This window comes from Halobaculum sp. EA56, from assembly GCF_051195075.1.
GTDB lineage: Archaea > Halobacteriota > Halobacteria > Halobacteriales > Haloferacaceae > Halobaculum.
The window spans coordinates 128,805-150,844 of the sequence record NZ_JBNTJX010000001.1; the positions used below are offsets into that span (position 1 = coordinate 128,805).

Below are 22,040 nucleotides of genomic sequence, written 5' to 3' on the forward strand. Positions count from 1 at the left end.
ATACGAAACCGGTATCAGTTTCGCTGAACGGGCCTCCGTGGAAGGCGTAACTGGTTCCCACAACTATATACGTCCGTACGCGGTCGTTGTTTCCATGTCGAAACAACGGACCGGCGGCGTGGACGGCGCGACCGACAGGCGGTCGTTCCTGGCGACCGCTGGTGCGACGGCGGCGACGCTCGGGCTCGCAGGCTGTCTGGGCGGCGGTGGTGGCTCCGACGGGTCGACCGCGACTTCCGGGTCCGGCGGCACGGGAACCGGGGACGGCGGCGACGCCACCACGGCCGCCTCGGGGATGGAACTGGAGGACTCGATGACGATCTTCCACGCGGGGTCGCTCGCGCCGCCGTTCTCGACGGCCGAGCCGAAGTTCGAGCAGCGACACGGCGTGGACGTGACCCGCGAGGCGAAGGGGTCGGTCGCCTCGACCCAGAAGATCACCCAGCAGGGCCGCTCGGCGGACGTGCTCGGCACCTCCGACTTCAGGCTCATCCGCAACCGCGTGCTCCCCGAGTACGGCGACTGGTACGCCATATTCACGACGAACTCGATGTCGATCCAGTACCGCGAGGACTCCCCCGGCGCCGAGGAGATCTCGGCGGACAACTGGTGGGAGGTGCTCACCCGCGACGGGATCACCATCGGCCACTCCGACCCGGCGGTCGACCCCGGCGGCTACCGCGCGGTGATGACCCAGCAGCTCGGCGCCGAGGAGTTCCAGGGGGAACGGCTGTACGACGACGCCACCTACCGGAAGCTCCGGGAGAACTCGACGGTCCCGACGGGTACCGAGACGAACCTGGAGGGGCAACTGGAGTCCGGCGAACTCGACTACGTCATCTACTACCAGTCCATCTCCGCGAGTTCGGGCCTGCCGTACGTGGATCTCCAGCCGGAGGTCGACCTCTCGCAGGCGACAAGCGAGTACGCCAGACACTACGCGAAGGCGGAGGTCGAGACCGACTCGGGTACGTTCACGGGCGCGCCGATCGCCTACGGGATCACTGTCCCCAGCGTCGCCCAGTCTCCGAACGCGGGCGCGAAGTGGGTCGAGTACTTCGCGACCGAGCCGGGGCGCCAGATCCTGAACGACCTCGGGCTCGTCCCGGTCGACCCGATCGTCGTTCCGTCGTCCGCCGAGGACGCGGTCCCGAGCAACGTCATGGAGGTCGCCAGCGCCCAGGAGACGCTCGGCCCCCTGGAGCTGTAGTCGGGACTGAGGACACGGTACTTTATGACTCACACTCACAGGGATGTCCATGGCGACGAGTACTGACACCGACCACCGACTGGCGCGGCTCGGCCGCGCGCCGATAGCCGTCGCGTTCGCGGCCGTACAGGTGGCGGCGTTCGCCGTCGCGTACACGTCCGGAAGCCCGACGCTGTACGCGTATTTCATGATCGGCAGCGTCGCCGTCGCCGCGTACGGGCTCGACGGGAGCGCGTTCGTCGTCGGCGCCGCGACGCTCGGGAGCGTCCTGCTGGTCGCGCTGGGGCTCCCGCTGGCGCTGTTCGTCGCTCGACAGCAACCGGGCCTGATCGCCGAGAAGGCACTGAACCCGGACGTCCACCGCGTGCTGTACCTCGGCGTGTACGGCCCCCTGCTGGCGGCGCTCGCGAGCCTGCTGTTCGGCGTCCCGCTCGCGCGCCTGCTCGCCGACGGCTTCCCCGGGCAGCAACTGATCGAGAGCCTCGTCGACCTGCCGCTCGTCGTCCCCCACAGCGTCGCGGGGATCATCATCCTGTTCGGGTTCGGGAAGGGGGGCGCGTTCCCGTCGGTGTCGGTGCTGGGCACGATGACGGGGATGGTGCTGGCGATGGCGTTCGTGTCGGCACCGTACGCCGTCAACGCGACCCGCGAGGCGTTCGAGTCGATCGACGACCGACTGGCGTACGCCTCCCGGATCCACGGCGCATCCCGGTTCGACACCTTCCGCCGCGTCACCGCGCCGCTGGCGGTCCGCGGGATGATCACCGGCGGCGTGCTCGCGTGGGCGCGAGCCGTCTCGGAGTTCGGGGCGGTCGCCGTCGTCGCCTACTCGGTGAAGTTCTTCTACCCGCCCGCCGGCGAGCGGGTAACCGCCCAGCACGCGCCCGTCTTCGTCTACAACACGTACCTCCAGGGCGGCCTGGAGGAGAGCGGCGCGGTCGCGTTCCTCCTGCTCGCGGTGTCGGCGGTCATCTTCCTCGTCGTCCGGTACCTGACGAGCGACACCACGACGACCGGGGGTGTCGTCTGATGGGGCTGTCCGCCGACGTGACTGCGACGTTCACTGCCGACGGCGCCGACGCGTTCGTCGTCGACGCCACCATCGAGGTCGAGCGGGGCGAGAGCCTCGTCGTGCTCGGGCCCAGCGGGAGCGGGAAGACCCTCCTGCTGGAGACGGTCGCCGGCTTCCACTCCCACGAGGGGTCCGTCTCGCTCGACGGCGAGGCGCTCCACGGCCTGGCCCCGGAGGACCGCGGCTTCGGCTTCGTCTTCCAGGACTACGCGCTGTTCCCCCACATGACCGTCCGCGAGAACGCCGCCTACGGCACCCGCTACCGCGACGACCACGGCGACCCGGACGCCCTCCTCGCGGAACTGGGCGTCGCGGACCTCGCCGACCGCTACCCCCCGACGCTGTCGGGCGGGGAGAAACAGCGCGTCGCGCTGGCGCGGGCGCTGGCGGTCCGACCCGAGGTGATGCTGCTGGACGAGCCGCTGGCGGCGCTCGACGTGCCGACCCGGCAGGCGCTGCGCGACGACCTCGCCGAGGTGCTCGCGGACGTGACGGCGGTGTACGTCACGCACAACCGGACGACCGCCCGGGCGGTCGCCGACCGCATCGCCGTGATGCGCGACGGCCGGATCGTCCAGACGGGGACGCCCGACGACGTGTTCGAGCGCCCCGCCTCCCCGATGGTCGCGGAGTTCACCGGGTCGAACGTCGTGCCGGCGGACGCGGTCCGCGGGGCGCTCGACGTCCCCGACGACGCCGTCTCCGTGGCGGTCCGCCCCGAACACGTCGCCCTCGACGGCGACGGCGTCCTGGCGGGCGAGGTGGGCCGGGTCGTCCGCGAGGACGCCGCCCACCGCGTCACCGTCGACCTCGACGCCGCCGACCCCCGCCCGGAGACGTCGGCGGGCGCCGTCGCCGACGGCGGCGGCGGCGCGCGACTCTCGCTGTTCGTCGCCGACGACCCGCCGGCGCCGGGCGAGCGCGTCCGCCTGTCGGTGCCCCCCGAGCGCGTCACGGCGTACGCCGCGGACGCCGGGTGACCGACCCGGTCGCGACCCCGACCGACGGGCGGCCCCGGGACCCCGCCTCCGGACGGGGGCGGCGCGGCCCGCCCGCGACGGCTGACGTAACTGAAACCAGTTGTCGAACACGTTCGACGCGGCCGCGATCGGTTTCCGGACAACCTCAAGTACGACGACTCCGACTGCCGATCGTGGCCATCTCGGAGCGACTGGACGCGGACTACGCCCTCCGGTTCGACGCCGGCGAGTGGACCGGCGCGATAGGGGATTCGGTTACGGTCCTCCCGATCGTCGTCGGGATAGCCGCGCTCACGCCCGTCTCGCTGGCGCACGCGCTGCTGTTCTTCGGGCTGTTCCAGGTCGTGTGGGGGCTCGTCTACGGCCTGCCGCTGTCTGTGGAGCCGATGAAGGCGCTGGCGGGCCTGGCGCTGGCCGGGACGCTCACGGCCGGCGAGTACCTCGCGGCCGGCCTGCTCGCCGGCGTCGCCCTCCTGGCGTTCGCGGCGACCGGCGCGCTCGCGCGTGTCCGGCGGTACGTCGGCGAGCCGGTGATCCGGGGCATCCAGCTCGCGGTGGCGTTGCTGCTCCTCCGGGCGGGCGTCGACCTCGGGACCGCCGACCCGGCGCTGGCGCTCGCCGCGGCCGCGCTCGCGGGCGTCGTCGCGCTCGCGGGGTACCGCCGCGGCGCCGCCCTCGCGGTGCTCGGTGCCGGCGTCGCGATCACGCTCGCGGGGACGGGCGTCCCGGCGCCCGAACTCCCGGCGCTCGGGCTGTTCCCCGCGGCGGCGCCGGCGCTCACGACGAACGCGTTCTCGGCGACGGCCGCACAGCTCGCGATGACCGTCGGCAACGCCGCCGTCGCGACGAGCCTCCTCCTGTCGGATCTCTTCGACGCGGACGTGTCCGCCGACCGGCTCTCGGGGAGCATGGGCGCGATGTGCCTCTCGGCGGTCCCGCTGGGGGGGATCCCGATGTGTCACGGCTCCGGCGGCCTCGCGGGCAAGCACGCCTTCGGCGCCCGCACCGGCGGCGCGAACCTCGTGCTCGGGGGCCTCTACCTCGCGGCCGTCCCCTTCGCGGGCGTCGTCGCCGCCTTCCCGATGCCCGTGCTCGGCGTCGTGCTCGCGGTCGTCGCGGTCCACCTCGGCCGGCGCGCGGTCGACGTGGAGGACCGCCGCGCGCTCGCGCTGGTCGCGCTCGTCGGGTGCGTCGGCCTCCTGTGGAACGTCGGCGCGGCGTTCCTCCTCGGCGTCGGCGTCGACGCGGCCCGCCGGCGTCTCGGGACGGCCTGAGGGGGAACGACCCGGCTTTTTGTCTCGGGGAACCCCGGATCGGGTATGGAGACGTGGGCCGCGCTGTTCGAGCGGGCGGAGGCGTTCGACGTCGGCGAGGCGGCGATCCGGTCGGCGCTCGCCGAGCGGCGCGAGGGCGACCACGGGGACGACGGCGACGTGGACGGGGAACGCGGCGACACCGCCGGCGACGGGGGACGCGAGGGCGACGACCGCGCCGGCGACGACGCCGTGTCGGACCCGGCCGACCCCTCGCCGGCGCGGGCCGTCGCCGACGCGGACGTGCTCGCGGCGGACCTGCTCGTCGGGGGACACGCCCGCGAGGCGCTCGACGCCCTCCGGCGTCACTCGTGGACGGCGCTCGTCGCCAGCGACGACCTGCTGGCGGACGCCGAGGGGCTGGTCGCCGACCTCGCGGACCCGTCGCTCGCGGCCGACTGGCGCGAGCGCGTCGACGCCTGGCGCGAGCCGGTCGCCCAGCCCCCCGGCGACCACCCGGCGCTCGCGTCGGCGTACCGCGGCGGCGCGATGCACGTGCTCTCGCTGGACGACCGCCTCACCGCCGCCGACGCGGGCGCCGGGCTCCGGGGCCGGTTCCCGGTGAGCGTGCGCGAGCCGCGGGCGTTCGCGGCGCTGTTCGACGCCGGGTCGCTGTACCCCGAGGTGGCGGACGGCGAGTACCCCGGGCCGGACCGCGACCCGCGGGAGTGAATCGGGACCCGGCGAGCGGACAGCCGGTGGGACCCGGACGCCGTCCCTTCTTCTCAGCGAGCGGGACTCGTCGGGTGGACTGACGTTTCATCGACACGAATTCACACGTGTATGACAGTACTGATCGCGATCGACGGCGAGGAGGGGAGCGGGACGGTCGTCGCGGAGGGCGTCGAACTGGCGTCGCGCCTGGACGAGGAGCCGGTGGTGCTGCACGTCGCGTCCGGGAGTGACCTCGGGGACGCGGAACGCGCCGCGGAGTCGGTCGTCGCCGACGCGGTCGACGACCCGGACACGGTGACCCTGCGGATCGTCGAGGGGAACCCGGCCGAGCGCGTCCTGAACGAGATCGAGGAGACCGGCCCGGACTACGCCGTGCTCGGGTCCAGCAAGCGGACGCCCGCCGGGAAGGTCGTGTTCGGGAGCGTCCTCCAGCTCGTGATGCGGGGGTCGGACGTGCCCGTCGTGACGGTCCCGCAGGACCGCGAGTGAACCCTACGTCGTCGAGATACCCCCGTGGCCGTTCCTCGCGTCGCCCGGCCCGGTCAGTCGTCGGCTTCTGGGGCGTCCACGTCGTCCGCCGGCGTGAGGTCCCGCCCGAACTCGTCGAAGTCGTCGAGGTCGTCCGGGAGGTCGTACTCGATCCGTCGTTCGTCGGCGCGGTTCGTCAGCCGCTCCTCGACGGGCTCGGCGACCGACTCCCAGCCGGGCTTCACCTTCACGCTGCGGGCGGGCGAGCCGACCGCGATGTGGTGGTCGGGCACGTCGCCCTGCACGGCCGACTTCGCGCCGACGACGGCGTTCTTGCCGACGCGGCAGCCCGCGCGGATCATCGAGTCGTAGGTGACGCGCGCGTCGTCGTCGATGACCGTGTGGAAGTTCGTCACCTCGGTCTGGTCGACGATGTCGTGGTCGTGGCTGTACACGTGCGCGGAGTCGGAGATGGAGACGCGGTCGCCGATGGTGAGCCTCCCGCGGTCGTCGAGGTGGACGTCGTCGTGGACGACCGTGTTGTCGCCGATCTCGATGTTGTGGCCGTAGGTGAACGTGATCCCCTTGAACAGCCGGAGGTTCTCCCCCGCCTCCGCGAACAGGTGGTCCGCGAGCATCTGTCGGAACCGGAGCGCGAAGGCGATGTTGTCGGCCATCGGCGTCGCGTCGAACTGCCGCCACAGCCACTGGAGGTGCTTCGAGCGGGTGAACCGCTCCTCGTCCTTCTCGGCGTAGTACTCGGACTCCAGCGTCGCGTTGCACGGGTCGTACCCCTGCAGCCGCACCCGCTCGGCGGGCGTCACGTCTCCCCCCGCCTGCCACCGCTCGTAGGCGTCGCGGTCGCCGAACAGGTCCACGAGCGTGTCGCGGACGACCTCGCAGGTGTCCTCCCCCGACGAGAGCCGGTCGTCCACCTGCTCGATGAAGGCCGTGACCCCCTCGTCCGCCTCGGCCGGGAGGGACACGTGACGCTTGGTCATACCGAGCGGGTTGGCCGCGACGGGACAAATGGGTTCGGATGTGCGAAGTCGGCGAGGAACCGTCGACGGCGCGGGGACGGACGCGTCGGGGGCGGGGTCGCCGGCGCCGCCGGCGCCGCCGAAGCGACAGCGGTTAGAGAGGGCCTTCCCTGTCGTCGACAATGACGGACTCGCTCCACCCCGACGGCGGGACGCCACCCGCCGACGACCCCGACGCCGACGACCCCGACGGCGTCCGCGCCCGGACGCCGGCGTGGACGCGCGAACAGGCCGCCGACCTCGCCCGCGTCGACGACGCCGTCAAGCCGGTGATCTACCCGCCCGACGAGCCCGTCAGCGACGAGGTGTACCTGTGGGACACCTGGCTGCTGCGCGAGCGCGACGGCTCGCTCGCGGACGTGGGCGGCTACCGCGTCGCGTTCGCGCTCACCGCCCCCCGCGACCTGCTGCCCGGCAAGCGCCACGACGTGGCCACGATCCGGTGTTTCTACTCCGCCGACGGCGAGTCGTGGGAGTCGGCCGGACCCGTCTTCGCCGACAGCGAGCCGCTGGGGTCGCGTCAGTGGGCCGGCTGCGCCCTCTGGGACCCTGACGGCCCCGGCCCTGCGAACCTCTACTGCTACTACACAGCCGCCGGCGAGGCCGGCGAGGCGGACCTCAGCTACAGCCAGCACCTCGCGCTGGCGACCGGCGGCACCCTGACCGCGACGGGCGACGGACTCGACGTGGAGGGTACCTTCACCCACGAGTCGCTGCTCCGTCCGGACGGCGTCCGCTACGAGCGCGAGGACCAGTCCCGCGGGATGATCTACACCTTCCGGGACCCGTGGTTCTTCGAGGACCCCGCGACCGGCGAGACGCACCTGCTGTTCGAGGCGAACGTGCCCGTCCCCGAGGGGAGCGACGCCTGCGACGGCGACGCCGTCGGCCAGGAGTTCAACGGCGCCGTCGGCGTCGCGACCTCGCCGACCGGCGACCCGACCGACTGGGAGCTGCGCGACCCCCTGCTCCACTCCACGTGCGTGAACCAGGAACTGGAGCGCCCGCACGTCGTCGTGCGGGACGGGCGCTACTACCTGTTCGTCTCCAGCCACGAGCACACCTTCGCCCCGGGGATCGACGGGTTCGACGCGCTGTACGGCTTCGTCGCCGACTCGCTGTTCGGGGAGTACCGCCCGCTCAACGACACCGGCCTCGTGCTCACGAACCCCGGGAACGCGCCGTTCCAGACGTACTCGTGGCTCGCGTTCCCCCACCGCGAGGAGCTGCTCGTCACCTCCTTCTTCAACTACTACGACCTGGAGGGCCGCACGCTCGATCAGGTGGCCGAGCTCCCGCCCGAGGAGCAGTTCCGCCGCTTCGGCGGCACGCTCTCGCCGACGATCCGGATCGGCCTCGACGGCGACCGGACCCGGGTGCTAGGGAAGCTCGCGCACGGGCACATCCCGCTGCCGAGCGAGGACCTCCCGGACCTGCCCACCCGAGGCGTCGAGGGGGGTCGCGGCGGCTACGGCGGCTTCCGCTGAGGCGGCGGAGCGGACGGCCGCCGCGTCCACCCCGCCGACCACGTCCACCCCGCCGACCACGTCCACCCCGCCGACCACGTCCACCCCGCCGACCGCGCGGCCGTCGCTCGCCCGCCTATCGCCCGGTCGACGTGGGCCACGTGCCCGCCATCGGCCACGCCGCCACGTCGAGGTCGGCCGTGCCGCCCTCCGCGAACGCGGAGACGCGGTCGGCGTCGCTCCGGGTCGGGTAGACGCGCGTCGAGAGACAGCGCCGCCCGTTCGCGAACAGCTCCAGCGTGGAGCCGTCGACGAAGACGCGAAGCGACAGCGCCGTGTCGTCGCCGTCGCCGCCGGCGGCGCGGTCGTCCGCCACGTCGCCGCCGACAGCGTCGTCGCCGTTCCCGAGCAGGTCGCCGACGGGCATCCCCCGCGGCGCGCGGTTCACGCGCTCGTCGCCGCCGCTCGCGCTCCGGTCGACGGTCAGCGTCTCGCCGTCGAACCGGACCTCGGTGCGCTCGCCGCCGGCGGGCGACTCCAGCACCGACAGTCCGACGGACTCGGCGCCGCCGAGGCGGAGCGTGCACTCCAGCTCCAGCGAGCGGCCGCGGACGTCGAGCAGCCGGCGCTCGTCGTCGAGCGCGACCGTCGTCGACAGCGCGCACTCTTCCCGCAGGTCGAGCAGTTCGGGCGCCGGACGCTGCCGGAGGCGACCGTCGTCGTCGGTGTCGATCACCCGCGGGAGCGACATCGTCCCGGACCAGCCGGCGTCCCACTGGGCGGCGCCGTCGCGCGTCTCGGGGAGCCAGCCCCAGGTCAGGTAGCGGTCGTGCTCGTCGTCCCACAGCGACTGCGGGGCGTAGAAGTCGCCGTGGTCTAGCAGGCCCGCCTCCCGCACGTCCATCCCCGGCTCGCCGCCGTCGCTCTCGGCGGGCGCCGACCGCTCACGGGTCGCTCCGCTCACGGCTCCTTTCGGTCGCCGTTCGCTGTCGCGGTCTCCCGTCGGTCGACCGCGCACGCTCCCCGTTCGCCCCGAGGGCTCGCTCCGCTCGCCCCCGCTCCCGAGGTCGACGTCGCCGAGGTAGTAGGCGACGCGGTCGTCGTCGGAGACGTGCAGCAGGCGGGCGTCCTCGAAGGTGAGCAGTTCGGGGCACTCCCAGACGGGGGCGCCGCGCGGGCCCTCGCCGGCGTGGAGCACGCCGACGTACTCCCACTCGTCGAGGCTGTCCCCGCGGTACAGCAGCACGGCGCCGTCGCCCGGCTCGGTCGCGTCCCCGCCGGGCCCGTCGCCCCCGGCGGCGACCCCCGAGCCGATGAGGTGGTACCAGACGCCGTCCTCGCGCCACACGCAGTGGTCACGGAACTCGGCGGCCCAGTCGGCCGTCTCGTACACGTCCAGCCCCGCGGGCGCCGACTCGATGACGGGGTTGCCGGGGTCCTTGGTCCACCGGCGGAGCCCCGGGTCGTCCGTCGTCGCCAGACAGGGGAGCTGGTCGCGGCCGCGCCCCCCGGTGTACAGCAGCGTCGGGGTCCCGTCCGTGTCGATCACGGTACAGCCGGACCAGCAGCCGTCCCGGTCGGGGCCGTCCGGGTCGGGCGCGAGCGCGACCGGCTCGTCCCGCCAGTGCACGAGGTCGTCGCTGACGGCGTGGCCCCAGTGGATCGCGTCGTGGAACGGGCCGCCCGGGTTGTACTGGTAGAAGACGTGGTAGCGCCCGTCGTGTTTCACCAGCCCGTTCGGGTCGTTCAGCCAGTTCGCCGGCGGCGAGAGGTGGTACGCCGGCCGGTGGCGGTCGCCGGCGAGGCGCTCGCGCAGCGCGGCGAACCCCGCGGGCGTCGCGGGACGGCCGGTGAACGCGGGGAGGGTGTTCCGCCCGAGCGTCGCGAGCGCGTTGCGGACGAGGCGCTCGCGCGCCGGGGCGTGGCCGTCGTCCGGGCCGTCGAACCGGAGGGTGCCGCCGAGGCCGAGGACGGCCCCACCCGACTCGATCGCGTCGCGCTCGGGCCCCGACCCTGGCTCCCCGCCGCCCACGCGCCACTCGATCACGGCCTTCTCGGGGTGGATGTCGTCGTCGCCGTGGGTCGCGCACGCGAGCACGTCCCCGCTCGCCGGCAGCAGGCGGTCGTAGCGCGCGAACGCCGCCTCGCCGCCGGGACCGACGACGGGCACCCGCGGCGGCGACCCGTCGTCGCGCTCGAACCCCTCGAAGAGGGGGTGGTCCGCGTGGATCGCCCGGGCCCGGTACCCGGACACGTCGTCGGGATGGGCCGCCCCGGTCGCGTCGGGGGCGACCGCGTCGACCCCGAGCGGCTCCACGGCCGGCAGCGCCCGCGCGCTGAGGAGGAGGCCGCCGCCGTCCTCCAGGTACGCGCGCACCGGCGCCGCGGCGGCGGCGACGTCCACGTCGCAGTCGGCGAACGGGCGGTCCCGGTGCCACCAGAGCACGTCGTAGGCGTCGAGGGCGACGTCGCCGGCGGCGACCGCCGCCAGCGACACCGGCTCGACGGCGGCGGCGACGCGGTCGGCGACCGCGAACGCGGAGCGGCGCTCCGCGCTCCGCTCGTCGGCCGAGACGACGCCGACGCGGACCGGGGCTGTGTGCATGGCTCGACGGAATCACTCGCGAACGAAAAAACGTTCGCGTCGACGGCGGCGCCGTCGGCGGGCTCCCGGGCGCCCCCTTCCCCGCGTCCGGCGTCCCCCGCAACCGGGCCCGATAAGTGGCGTCCGCACCTACGCCGGGGCATGCAGTACCGAGAACTCGGTGACTCCGGCGTCGAAGTGAGCGAGGTGGCCTTCGGCGCGTGGGTCGTCGGCACCGACTGGTGGGGCGACCGCTCGGACGACGAGGCGGTCGACATGGTGCGCCACGCCCTCGACCGCGGGATCACGTTCTTCGACACCGGCGACGTGTACGGGCACGGCCGCTCGGAGGAGCTCATCGGCGAGGCGCTCGGGGAGTTCCGCGAGGAGGTCACGGTCGGCACGAAGGTCGGCTACGACTTCTACAACAACGCGCAGGCCGGCCACGGCGAGATCCCCAAGGACCTCTCGCCGGGGTACCTCCGCGAGGCCGTCGAGAAGAGCCTCGACCGGCTGGACATGGAGTACCTCGACGTGCTGTTCCTCCACAACGCGAACGTCGACGAGGTGACCGACGAGGCGCTCGAGGAGCTGTACGCCATGCGCGAGGAGGGGCTGTACGACGCGCTCGGGTGGGCGCTCGGGCCGTCCATCGGCTGGCTCGCGGAGGGCGACCGCGCGGTCGAACTCGACTTCGACGCCGTCCAGACCGTCTACAACCTCTTCGAACAGACTCCCGGCCGCCACTTCCTGGACACGATCCGCGAGGAGGGCGCCGACACGAGCCTCATCGCCCGCGTTCCCCACTCCTCGGGCCTGCTGAACAAGCAGGTCACCCCCGACACCGAACTGGGGAAGGGCGACCACCGCGCCCACCGGCCGCAGGAGTGGTTCGAGACGGGCTGGGAGAAGGTTGAGGCCATCGAGTTCCTCGAGCGGGACGGCGAGCGCACGATGGGCCAGGCGTCCATCCAGTACCTCCTCGACGACGAGGAGGTCGCCAGCGTCGTCCCCACCTTCCGGTCGCTCGACGACATCGACGAGTGGGCCGCCGCGCCCGACACGCCGCGCCTCAGCGACGAGGAGCGCGAGCGCGTCGACGAGCTGTACGCGGAGAACTTCGGAGTCGACCGCGACGACGGCATGAACCCCGAGGACTTCCGCACCTCCGTCGGCGGCGACGACCTCCGGAGGGCGGGCGTCCTCCCGCCGGAGCCGGCCGACTGAGGCCCCGTGACCGACGACCGATCGCGGCGGTACGCCCGCCGCCTCCGCCGGATCGCGGGCGTCACGCTCGTCGTGCACGCCGCGCTGGCGGCGCTCGTCTACCGCGACGCCGCCGGCCGCGACGTCGCCGGCGGCCGCTGGGCCGCCCTCGCGCTGCTCGCCGGCCTGCCGGGCGTCGTCGGCTATCTCCGCCGGCGCTGACGCCCCTCGCCCCGCCCCGACTCGCGACCCCCTGCCTTCGCCTCGAAACCGCACGACTGCGTGGCTGTCGACTGCTCGTCGTTCACTTTCACTCCGCACCGTCGCACCCGAACCGGGGCGCCCGCGTGTCGGTTCACCGCCCGCGCGGCCGGTCCCGCGACGTGTCCCGGCCGTTCAGTTCACCCGTCGACGACGACCTCGAAGCGGGCGCCGCCGTCGGCCGACTCCGTCGCCCGGACGCGCCAGCCGTGGGCGCTGGCGATCTCCGAGACGATCGCGAGGCCGAAGCCGGTGCCGTCGTCGGCGGTGGTCTCGCCGCGCTCGAACACCTCCTCGCGGCGCTCGGGCGGGATCCCCGGGCCGTCGTCGGCGACGTAGAAGCCGTCGCGCTCCTCGCCGTCGAGGCGATCGACGGCGACGCGGACGTCGTCGCCGCCGTGTTCGACGGCGTTGCGGACGAGGTTCTCCAACAGCTCCCGGAGGCGGGAGGCGTCCGCCTCGACGACGCCCACGTCGTCGTCGACGGAGAGCGCGCCGCCGCCGTCCACGGTGTTCCAGACGCTCGTGACGGTCGGCGCCAGCGGGACCGGCTCGGTCTCGCCGACCGACCGCCCGGTGCGCGCGAGCGTGAGCAGGTCGTCGATGAGCGACTCCATCCGCGCGTGCGCCTCCGCCATGTGGTCGATGTGCGGGCTGTCGCAGTCGTCCGCGAGCAGTTCGAGGCGGCCCTGCGCGACGTTCAGGGGGTTGCGGAGGTCGTGGGAGACGACGCTCGCGAAGTCGTCGAGCCGCTCGTTCTGCCTGGCGAGCTCGCGCTCGCGCCGTCGCATCAGCGCCTCGCGCTCGGCGCGGTCCAGCGCCGCCTCCACGGTGTCGCCGAACAGCTTCGCCAGGGCGACGTCCGCGTCGTCGAACCGGTCCGGCCGCGTGCTCCCGGCGAGGAACACGCCGTGCTCGCCCAGCGGCATCACCAGCTCGCTGCGGACCGGCGTCTCCGGGTTCGCGACGTTCGAGGCCCGCCGCACGTCGTCGTGGCACGCGGGCTCGCCCGACTCGTACACGTCCCACGCGACGCTTCCCGGCCCCAGGCTCGGCACCTCGCCGAACAGCTCGCGCGCCTCGCCGGTGACGCTCACGGGGACGAGGCGCTCGTCGTCGCTCGACCGGAGGTACACCGCGTTCAGCCGCAGGTCGAGCACCTCGTGGGCGGTGTTCGTCGCCGCGGCGGCGACGGCGGCGTCGTCGCGCGCCTCCATCAGCTCCCGCGTCGTCTCGTGGAGGGCGTTGAGCCGCGACTCCCGCTGGAGCCTGTCGAGCGCGACGGCGGTGTTCTCCGCCAGCAGCTCCACCAGGTCCAGCGTCACCTCGCTCGTGTCGCCCGGCGTCTCCGTTCCGGCGATGAGCACGCCGTGGTCGGGGATGGGGACCACGATGCCGCGGTGGGGGTCGTCGGGACGCTCGGCGGCGCCGAGCCGCAGCGACTCCCCGGTTCGGAAGACCCGGTACACCCGGTCGCCGGGGGTGTACGTCGGCGGCTCGCCGTCGAACCGCTCGCGCACCGGGTCCGGGTACGCCATCGGCTCCAGGCCCTCCCCGCCGGGCGCGCGGAGGTGGACCCCCGTCAGCGGGTAGCCGAGCACCCGCTCGCTCACGTCGACGACGACCCGGCACAGCGATTGCCGGGTCGTCGCCGTCATGAGCTCCTGTGTCGCCGCGTACAGCGACCGGAGTCGCTCGTCGACCCCGGGCCCCGCGGCCTCCTCGGCCGTCATCGACCGGTCGTATCAAGTCGTCGGTAATAAACCCCGGTCCTCACGCATCAGCTCGGATATTCGGCGGGATCGCGGCCGAGGGAACGGCTCGCCGCCGTCACTCGATTCTGACCGATCTGCCGGCTCGAAAGCAACGTCGGACGCCGGGGGGCGTGGCCCGCCCGGAACGGCCGGCCGACGGCGGGCGGCGTCGGCGACCCGGCGACCGCCCGGGCTACCTCAGGCGAGGAAGACGTGGCGGGGCCGGTCCGCCAGCACGTCGCGCCCCCACGAGACAGTGTCGCGGAAGTCGTCCGAGCGGAAGAAGGCCATCGCGTCTTCCTTCGAGGCCCACTGGCTCGCGATGAACATGTCGTTCTCGTCCTCGCGGTTCACCATCAGGTCCGTCTCGTGGTGGCCGTCCATGCCCTCGAGAGTGTCGCCGACGACCTCGAACTTCTCGACGAAGTCCCCGCGGTGTTCGGGCTTGACCGTGTAGAACATCCCCATCGTCCCGAAGCCGGACTCCTCGCCGGCGCGCTCGACGATGCCGGGCAGGTCCGAGAGGAACCCCGCGGCCGTCTCGGCGGCGTTGGCGGTCTCCCAGATGCTCACGACCGCGGCCCGGTCCGCCTCGCCGTCTCGCGAGTCGGTTCCCTTCTCGCTCGACTGGTCCGGGGCGCTCCGCGCCCCGCCACCCTCGTAGACGGCCGTCTTCACGTGGGTGCCGTAGTGGTCGAAGTTGCCCCGGAGCCCCTCGACCTCCTCGAAGAGTTCGTCGGGGTCTGCCTCCGAGTAGAGGACGGTCGCGAACACGTCCTCCCCGTGCGGCTTGCCGGCGTAGATGTCCAGATCCTCCAGCTCCGCTCGGATGCTCTCCTCCTCGGCGTCGTCCGCGTCGCCGGCGTCGCCGTGGTGCTCGTCCCCGTCGTCGGCGTGCGGGTGCCCGCCGCCGGACCCGCCTTCCCCGCCGCCGTGGTGGTGGGCGCCCTCGCCGTGAACGTCCGCGTCCCCGTGCGGGCGGCCGCCGGACTCATGCTCGCCCGTCGGCACCTGCTCGCCGTCGAGGTACGCGCCGAGGTCCGTCGGCGGGAAGCGCCGGCCGACGTAGAACGGGCCGAACTCGCCGTACTCGGCGGAGGCCTCGTCGAAGCGCATCTCGTAGACGATGTCCTTGATGTCCGCCGGGTCGCCGCCGAACAGGGTGACCCCCCACTCGTAGTCGTCGAAGCCGACCGAGGAGGCGATGACCTGCTTGATCTTCCCCGCGTACTCCCGGCCGATGTCGCCGTGGGCCGAGAGCAACTCCGAGCGCTCGTCGTAGTCGAGGGTGTACCAGTTCTGCCCGGCCTCGCGCTTGCGGCTCATCGGGTAGAAGGAGACGTACTCCGTGTCCGGGATGTCGGGCTTCAGTTTCCCCTCGATGTACCGGCGGATGCCCTCGTCCGTCTCCTCCCCGTCGTCGTCGAAGTACTCGTCCGAGACGTAGTCGGACACCTCGGTCACCGAGACGTAGGAGGTGGATTGGTCGGTGAACTCGGCGAGCGCGGTCGACTCGAAGCGCCGCTCGGCCGCCGACAGCGCGTCCAGCGTCGGCCGGAAGTGGACGACCATGAGGTCGGCCTTGTGGCCGAGCACCGAGAACACCGCCGAGGCACCCTCCTCGGCGTCGGCGACCGCCTCGTGTTCCTCCAGGTACGCGACGCCCTCCTCAACGGCTCGTTCGCGCTCGCGGTCGGGGGCCGCCCGCCAGGCGTCCCAGTCCACCGTTCGGAAGTCGTGCAGTGCGTACCAACCCTCCTCCGTGCGCGGGGGCTTCGCCATGCGCCGCGTTCGGACGCGGGGGGCTTGTGGCTTGCGTCACCGTCGCGTCGGCGGGCCGTCGCGACGCTCCGGTACCGCCCCCGTCGTCGCCGCCCTCCCGCTCGCCGCCGCCGCCCTCCTCGTCCCCGTCTCCGCCGTGTCGTCACCCTCCCGCCCGGAGACCCGAACCCATTTGACCGCGCGCCGACTTCGACCGGTAATGAACACGCTCCTGTGGGTCCTCGTGGGAGCCCTCGTCTACTCCGTCGCGATGATGGCGCTGTACACCCGGGGGTACCTCCCGGACGCCGTCCGCGTTCAGGGGCCGCTGACGACGGTCCACACCACGCGCGGTCGGGCGTTCCTCAACTGGCTGGCCGGGCCGCGGCGGTTCTGGCGCGCCTGGAGCAACGTCGGGGTCGGCATCGCCGTCGTCGTGATGGTCGGGATGTTCGCGTTCCTGGTGTTCTCGGCGCTGGCGACGCTGCAGAGCCCGATGCAGACGCAGGCGAACCAGCCGTCGAACTTCCTCATCATCCCCGGCGTCAACGACTTCCTCCCGCTGGCGGTCGCCCCGGAGATCGTCCTCGGCCTGTTGATCGCCCTCGTCGTCCACGAGGGGGGCCACGGCCTGCTGTGCCGCGTCGAGGACATCGACATCGAGTCGCTCGGCCTGGTGTTCCTGACGCTGATCCCGGTCGGGGCGTTCGTCGAACCCGACGAGGAGAGCCAGGCGGCCGCCGACCGCGGCGCGCGCACCCGGATGTTCGCCGCCGGCGTCACCAACAACTTCGCCGTCACCGCGGTCGCGTTCGCGCTGCTGTTCGGCCCGGTCGTCGCCTCGATCACCCCCGCTGCCGGGCTCGCCGTCGGCGGCGCCTACGCGGGCGCGCCGGCGGCTGAGGCCGGCATCGAGGGAGGCGACCGGATCACCGCGGTCGCCGGCACGCCGGTGTCGGGCCCCGAGGAGTTCCGGTCGGCGCTGGCGGCCGCACCCCCGTCCGTCGAGGTGACGCTCGCCGACGGCGAGACGGTCACCGTCGAGCGGCAGGTGACGGTCGTCGGCGCCGTCGAGGGCAACCCGCTCGGCTTCTCGGTCGACCCCGGGGGCGACGCGACCCGGATCGTCGCGGTCAACGGCACGGAGGTCCGGACGATGGCCGAGTTCCGCGAGGTCGCCCGCGAGCACGAACTCGCCCGCGTGACCACGAGCGAGGGCGAGACGGTCGCGCCCCTCGGCGCGTACGTGAGCAACGTCTCCGCCGACGGCGCGCTCGCGAACCAGACGAACCTCTCGGGGCCGCTCACGATCGTCCGGATCGACGGCGAGCGGGTCCTCGACTTCTCGGACCTCGACCGCGTCCTCTCGGGCGAGGCGTACGACCCCGGCGACACGGTGACCCTGCGGGTGTACGCCGACGGGGAGTTCCGCGAGGTCGCCGTCGAACTCGGCGGCACCGCCGCGGACCCGCGCGTCGGCGTCGTCGTCGCCCGCGGCGTCTCCGGCGTCGTCCTCGACGACCTCGGGATCCAGCGCTACCCGGCCGAGGCGTACCTCGCGCTGCTCGGCGGCGACCCCGGCGACCTTCCGCCCGGCCTCGGCGGCATCGCGGGCACGCCGCTCGGGCTCGTGTACGCCGCCCTGCTGCTCCCGCTCGCGAGCGCCGTCTCCGCGGCGCTCCCGTACAACTTCGCGGGCTTCTACGGCGAGTTCGCCGGCTTCTACGACGTGACCGGCCCGCTCGCCCCGCTCGGGGAGGGCCCGGTGTTCCTCCTCGCGAACGTGCTGTTCTGGACGGGGTGGATCAACGTCCAGCTGGGCATCTTCAACTGCATCCCGGGCTACCCGCTCGACGGCGGCCGGATCCTCCGGATGGGCGCCGAGGGGATCGTCTCCAGGCTCCCGGTTGCGAACCGGAACCGGCTGGTGACGACGCTCACCACCTCGATCGGGCTCACCATGCTCGCGGCGCTGCTGGTCGTCGTGTTCGCCCCGCAGTTCCTGTGAGGAGGGGAACCGACGGAAGGGGAGAGATGGGAACGGCTGACTCCGGGTCCGCTCCGACCCTCGACTCGACGGGAGCGTCTCAGACGTCGGCGGAGCCGCCGTCGGCGGCCGTCCCCTCGATCCGTCGTCCGTCGTCCGCCTCGTCCGTCCCGTCGGCGTCACCGGCGTCGTCGCCGCCGTCGGTGCTCCGTTCGGCGTCGGTCCCGTCGCGATCGTCGGCTCCCCGGTCCCCGCCGTCCGCCTCGCCCTCGGCGCCCGCCCCGTCTTCCCCCGTGGCGTCGGGTGCGTCGGCGTCGCCCTGCCGGGCGTGGAACTCCTCGGGCGTGTCGGGCACCCGCTCGAACTCGCCGAAGTCGCGCTCGTGGTGGCGGATCACCTGCTCGCCGATCCAGGCGGAGTACTCGTCGTCGAAACACCAGTCGTCGTCGGAGGGCTCCACCTCGAAGCGGCCGTCGGTGGCGAACGCGACGTACATGTGGTAGAAGCCGAGGATCACGTCCGCGAAGTCGCGGGCCTTCCCGCCGACCTCCGTGCGCTTCTCCGCAAGGTGGTCGCGCCCCGCCTCGGTGAGCGCGAAGTACTTCCGGTCGGGTTCGTCCTCGCGCTCGATCCGCTCGGCGTACCCCTCCTCCTCGAACTTGTAGAGGATCGGGTAGACGGAGCCGTAGGAGGGCTCCCAGTGGCCGCCGCTGATGTCGGTGATCTCCTTGAGGATCTCGTAGCCGTAGCGGGGCTTCTCCTCTAAGAGTTCCAGCACGATGTACGAGATGAGGCCACGCGGCGGGCCGCTCTTCCGCATCACCCGTCGTTTCCGGTGTCGGTCACTAAGGGTTTCGGTCCGGGAAACCCGGCTGACTGACCAGCCAGTTCGTCTACCGGCCGATCTCGGTTCACGCGATTCCGAACCCGCGTGGGGCGTCGCCGGCGGCGGGTCGACCGTCCGCGCCGCTGTCGTTCCTCCGGGGCGCTCGATCCGTCTACCCTTCGCGACGCAGCCGCGTCACGACGAACTCCCGCTCCAGCTCCCCGAGGAACTCCCCGAGGCGCGGCCCCTGCGTCTCGTCGAAGAACAGCCGGTAGCCGGCCGCGAAGAAGTCGCCGACCTCCACGTCGTGGCGGCGGGCGACCTCGTAGATCTCCCCCTGGATCGCCTCGCCGTCGTGGCCCGCGGCGACGAAGTCGGCCAGCTCGTCGAGGGCGGCCTCGACGTCGGCGTCGAAGTCGTGCCCGGGCAGCTCCGACTGGAGCCGGTAGTTGTACTCGTTGTCGCAACGTTCGGCCCACCGGCGGGCGCGCTCGACGCGCTCCAGCGCGTCCTCGATGGCCCACTCCGGCGTGTCGTCGGTGAAGTGCCCCTCGTCGCGCGCGAGCTGGATCCGGAACTCCCGGTCGTCGACCATCCCCAGCACCGCGGCGAATGTGTACGGGAGGCGGACGCGCCCCTCGCGCACCTCGTCGACGACGAACGGGTACGCCCGCTCGGCGAACGCCGCGAAGCGGTCGTCGGGGTCCTCGTCGCCGAAGTACGCCCGCTCGAAGCGGTCGAACTCGTTGACGAGCTGGTCCAGGCGCTCGATGGAGAGGTCCTTCGCCTTCTTCGGGTTCCGCGCGAAGAAGTAGCGCAGCACCTCCGGCTCGATCAGCTCCAGCACCTCCTGGACGGTGACGACGTGGCCCTCCGAGGAGGAGAGCGACTCGCCGTCGAGCGTGAACCACTCGTACACCATCGGGACGGGCGGCTCGTTCCCGAGCACCTCCCGGGCGATGTCGACGCCGCTGGGCCAGGAGCCCTCGGCGTGGTCCTTCCCGAACGGCTCGAAGTCCACGCCCAGGACCTCCCACTGGGCGGGCCACTCGAAGCGCCACGGGAGCTTCCCCTCGCGGAACGACGCCGTGCCCTCGTGCCCGCACCCCTCCATGAAGCGGCCGCCGGCCTCGATGCCGGAGCAGCGGTAGCGGACCTCGCGGGCGTCCACGTCGACGTCGGTCACGTCCTGGGTGAGCATGCCGCACTCCGAACACTGCGGCATGAACGGGACGTAGTCCTCGTCGACCTTGTCCTGGTACCGCCCGAGCGTCTCGCGAGCCGCGTCGGCGTCGCGGAGGACGCGCTCGACCACGTCGTCGAACGTTCCGTCGGCGTACAGCTCCGTGTTCGACACCATCTCGACGGGGATCCCGAGCGCCTCGGCGTCGGCCGCCAACAGGGCCGCGAAGTGGGCGGCGTAGGAGTCGTGGCCGTCCTCGAACGGGTCGGGGATGTCCGTGTACGGCTTCCCGAGGTTCTCCCCGAGCGCGCCCGCGTTCACGTCGCCCAGGTCGACGATATCGCCGTCGGTGTCGGCGAGCTTCCGGGGGAGCTTCCGGAGGGCGTCCCTGTCGTCGCTGGTGAACACCTGCCGGACCTCGTGGCCCCGCTCGCGCAGCACCTCGGCGACGAAGTACCCCCGGATGATCTCGTTGAAGTTGCCGATGTGGGCGATGCCCGAGGGGGAGACGCCGCCCTTGATGACGATCGGCTCGTCGGGGTCGCGGGCCTCGACCTCGTCGGCGACCTCGTCGGCCCAGAAGGCGTGGTGCTCGCCGCCGTCGTCGACGCCGCGGCTCCCGACCGCGTGCGGGTCGATCGCCGCCTCGGTCTCCCTGTCGGCGCTCATCGCTGCGCCCAGTAGGACGGCTCCTCCCCGCCCGCGGGAACGACGTCCGTCCCGCTGTGCTCGCCGTACAGTACCGCGTTCTCGACCGCCCCGGGGTCGTGGCCGTCGAGGACGACCGTCCGCATGCCCGCCCGCTGGATCAGCTTCGCCGCCAGCAGGTCGACCGGCGCGGAGGCGCCGGCGTCCCGGCTCATCGGGACGACGACCTCGACCAGCTCCTCGGGCGTCAGCTCCGCGAACTGCTCGGCCGTCTCGTCGACGTTCGGGTCGGCGTCGTAGATGCCGTCCGCCCCGGTGGCGTACACGAGCAGGTCGGCGTCGACGAACTCGCCCAGCGCCGCGGCGACGGCGTCGGTCGTCTGGCCGGGCGTGACGCCGCCCATGACCGACACGTCGCCACGGCGGATGGCGTCGGCGGCCTCGTCGTAGTCGTGGGCGGGCGAGGGGTCGACCGAGGCGCCGAGCGCCGTGATCAGCAGCCGGGCGTTCACCCGGGTCACGTCGATGCCGAGCTGGTCGAGCTGGACCTCGTTGGCGTCCAGCGCCCGCGCGGCGCCGATGTAGTCTCGGGCGACGCCGCCGCCGCCCACGACGACCCCCAGCTCGCACCCCTCGCCGACCAGACGCTCGATGGCGTTCGCGTACGCGGCCACCCGATCCGGATCGAGCTCCGGCGCGAGGACGCTCCCGCCGAGCGACAGGACTACTCTCATTGCTCCCGCCTACCCTCGTTTCGCTCTTAAGGCTCCCGGAGCGGACCCGTCTCGGGCCGTCTCAGCGGCGTGTCACCACGTCGCGCGGTGCCCTGTGACGTCCTCCCACTAGAGGGACAGAATTATACATCGATGTATAGAAACATACTCTGATGTCGGAGACGACCGGGTCGGACGACGACCGGTACGAGTTCGATGGGTTCGCGTTCATCGGGCGGACGTTCGCGGAGTACGAGCGGATGCTCGGGCTCGGGGGGATCGACCTCGACGGCCTGCGGGTGCTCGACTGCCCGGGCGGGGCCTGCGGGTTCACTGCCGGGGCCGTCGCCCGCGGCGCGGACGCGTACGCCGTCGACCCCGTCTACGCGCTCCCGTTCGACGACTTGGCGGCGCGGGGCCGCGAGGACGCCGCACGGGCGGTCGACGGACTGGACGGCGTCGAGCACCTGTACCGCTGGGACTTCTACGACGACCCCGCGGAGTTGGCGACGTACCGGCGGGCGTCGCTCGCACGGTTCCTCGCCCACCGCCGCGCGGCGCCGGGCCGGTACGTCGCCGCCGGGCTCCCCGACCTCCCGTTCCCCGACGACGCCTTCGACTTCGTCTGCTCGGCGCACCTCCTGTTCCTGTACGCCGACCGCCTGGACCACGCCTTCCACGTCGCGGCCCTGCGGGAACTGTGCCGGGTCGCCCGCGGGGAGGTCCGCGTCTTCCCGCTGCACGACTTCGGTGCGGACCGATACGCCGCGCTCGACGACCTCCTGCTGGACCTCGAACGGGCGGGGTACGACCCCGCCGTCGAGCCGGTGCCGTTCGAGTTCCAGCGGGGCGCCGACGACTGCCTCCGGATCGAGGTGTGACCGCACCCGCCG

Annotated in this window: 18 protein-coding genes; 11 read left to right on the forward strand and 7 right to left on the reverse strand. The window is 72.8% G+C overall.

Going from position 1 to position 22,040, the window contains the following annotated elements:
* Window positions 1–94: 94 nt before the first annotated feature.
* From ACQUQ1_RS00610 to ACQUQ1_RS00635, 6 genes are all read left to right on the forward strand, one after another.
* Window positions 95–1,210 carry an extracellular solute-binding protein gene (locus ACQUQ1_RS00610; RefSeq protein ID WP_435062192.1) on the forward strand — a complete coding sequence of 372 codons (1,116 nt, stop codon included), beginning with the start codon at window positions 95–97 and terminating at the stop codon, window positions 1,208–1,210.
* 49 nt (window positions 1,211–1,259) lie between these two features.
* Window positions 1,260–2,240 carry an ABC transporter permease gene (locus ACQUQ1_RS00615; protein WP_435062194.1) on the forward strand — a complete coding sequence of 327 codons (981 nt, stop codon included), beginning with the start codon at window positions 1,260–1,262 and terminating at the stop codon, window positions 2,238–2,240.
* Window positions 2,240–3,262, forward strand: a complete 1,023-nt coding sequence (locus ACQUQ1_RS00620; protein ID WP_435062196.1) for an ABC transporter ATP-binding protein — start codon at window positions 2,240–2,242, stop codon at window positions 3,260–3,262. Before ACQUQ1_RS00615 ends, ACQUQ1_RS00620 begins: the two co-directional genes overlap by 1 nt.
* Window positions 3,263–3,435: 173 nt before the next feature.
* The gene (locus tag ACQUQ1_RS00625; protein ID WP_435062198.1) at window positions 3,436–4,536 is read left to right on the forward strand and encodes a putative sulfate/molybdate transporter; all 1,101 of its coding nucleotides are present in this window, start codon (window positions 3,436–3,438) and stop codon (window positions 4,534–4,536) included.
* A 45-nt stretch (window positions 4,537–4,581) separates the two neighbouring features.
* Window positions 4,582–5,247, forward strand: a complete 666-nt coding sequence (locus tag ACQUQ1_RS00630) for a DUF7384 family protein (protein ID WP_435062200.1) — start codon at window positions 4,582–4,584, stop codon at window positions 5,245–5,247.
* A gap of 111 nt (window positions 5,248–5,358) precedes the next feature.
* The gene (locus ACQUQ1_RS00635; protein ID WP_435062202.1) at window positions 5,359–5,739 is read left to right on the forward strand and encodes a universal stress protein; all 381 of its coding nucleotides are present in this window, start codon (window positions 5,359–5,361) and stop codon (window positions 5,737–5,739) included.
* A 53-nt stretch (window positions 5,740–5,792) separates the two neighbouring features.
* Here the strand turns inward: ACQUQ1_RS00635 and ACQUQ1_RS00640 are convergent, their stop codons facing one another.
* Window positions 5,793–6,719, reverse strand: a complete 927-nt coding sequence (locus tag ACQUQ1_RS00640; RefSeq protein WP_435062205.1) for an acyltransferase — start codon at window positions 6,717–6,719, stop codon at window positions 5,793–5,795.
* Window positions 6,720–6,880: 161 nt separating this feature from the next.
* Here ACQUQ1_RS00640 and ACQUQ1_RS00645 point away from each other — a divergent pair, with 161 nt between their 5' ends.
* Window positions 6,881–8,245, forward strand: a complete 1,365-nt coding sequence (locus ACQUQ1_RS00645) for a glycoside hydrolase family 68 protein (protein ID WP_435062207.1) — start codon at window positions 6,881–6,883, stop codon at window positions 8,243–8,245.
* Window positions 8,246–8,360: 115 nt separating this feature from the next.
* Here ACQUQ1_RS00645 and ACQUQ1_RS00650 read toward each other — a convergent pair whose 3' ends face one another.
* Window positions 8,361–10,829 carry a glycoside hydrolase family 32 protein gene (locus ACQUQ1_RS00650; protein ID WP_435062209.1) on the reverse strand — a complete coding sequence of 823 codons (2,469 nt, stop codon included), beginning with the start codon at window positions 10,827–10,829 and terminating at the stop codon, window positions 8,361–8,363.
* Between the two features lie 141 nt (window positions 10,830–10,970).
* Between ACQUQ1_RS00650 and ACQUQ1_RS00655 the strand changes: the two genes are divergently transcribed.
* Window positions 10,971–12,035, forward strand: coding sequence for an aldo/keto reductase (locus tag ACQUQ1_RS00655; RefSeq protein WP_435062211.1), 1,065 nt, complete (start codon window positions 10,971–10,973; stop codon window positions 12,033–12,035).
* A 6-nt stretch (window positions 12,036–12,041) separates the two neighbouring features.
* The gene (locus ACQUQ1_RS00660) at window positions 12,042–12,236 is read left to right on the forward strand and encodes a hypothetical protein (RefSeq protein ID WP_435062214.1); all 195 of its coding nucleotides are present in this window, start codon (window positions 12,042–12,044) and stop codon (window positions 12,234–12,236) included.
* Between the two features lie 179 nt (window positions 12,237–12,415).
* Here ACQUQ1_RS00660 and ACQUQ1_RS00665 read toward each other — a convergent pair whose 3' ends face one another.
* Both ACQUQ1_RS00665 and ACQUQ1_RS00670 read right to left on the reverse strand, forming a co-directional pair.
* Window positions 12,416–14,008: a sensor histidine kinase gene (locus ACQUQ1_RS00665; protein WP_435062216.1), complete on the reverse strand. Its 1,593-nt coding sequence runs from the start codon at window positions 14,006–14,008 to the stop codon at window positions 12,416–12,418.
* A 219-nt stretch (window positions 14,009–14,227) separates the two neighbouring features.
* Entirely contained in the window at window positions 14,228–15,811 is a 1,584-nt protein-coding gene (locus ACQUQ1_RS00670; RefSeq protein WP_435062218.1) for a heme-binding protein, read from the reverse strand.
* A 199-nt stretch (window positions 15,812–16,010) separates the two neighbouring features.
* Between ACQUQ1_RS00670 and ACQUQ1_RS00675 the strand changes: the two genes are divergently transcribed.
* The gene (locus tag ACQUQ1_RS00675; protein ID WP_435062220.1) at window positions 16,011–17,798 is read left to right on the forward strand and encodes a site-2 protease family protein; all 1,788 of its coding nucleotides are present in this window, start codon (window positions 16,011–16,013) and stop codon (window positions 17,796–17,798) included.
* 79 nt (window positions 17,799–17,877) lie between these two features.
* Here the strand turns inward: ACQUQ1_RS00675 and ACQUQ1_RS00680 are convergent, their stop codons facing one another.
* The 3 genes from ACQUQ1_RS00680 to pyrH form a co-directional block, all read right to left on the reverse strand.
* On the reverse strand, window positions 17,878–18,597 hold the full coding sequence (locus ACQUQ1_RS00680) for a PadR family transcriptional regulator (RefSeq protein ID WP_435062222.1): 720 nt from the start codon (window positions 18,595–18,597) through the stop codon (window positions 17,878–17,880).
* Between the two features lie 178 nt (window positions 18,598–18,775).
* Window positions 18,776–20,455, reverse strand: coding sequence for a lysine--tRNA ligase (gene lysS / locus ACQUQ1_RS00685; RefSeq protein WP_435062224.1), 1,680 nt, complete (start codon window positions 20,453–20,455; stop codon window positions 18,776–18,778).
* Window positions 20,452–21,168 (reverse strand): UMP kinase, encoded by a 717-nt coding sequence (gene pyrH, locus ACQUQ1_RS00690; RefSeq protein ID WP_435062226.1) that lies wholly within the window; start codon window positions 21,166–21,168, stop codon window positions 20,452–20,454. The genes lysS and pyrH overlap by 4 nt, the downstream gene beginning before the upstream one ends.
* Window positions 21,169–21,320: 152 nt before the next feature.
* On the opposite strand from pyrH, the gene ACQUQ1_RS00695 reads away from it, so the two are divergent.
* Window positions 21,321–22,028 carry a methyltransferase domain-containing protein gene (locus ACQUQ1_RS00695; protein WP_435062228.1) on the forward strand — a complete coding sequence of 236 codons (708 nt, stop codon included), beginning with the start codon at window positions 21,321–21,323 and terminating at the stop codon, window positions 22,026–22,028.
* Window positions 22,029–22,040: the final 12 nt, after the last annotated feature.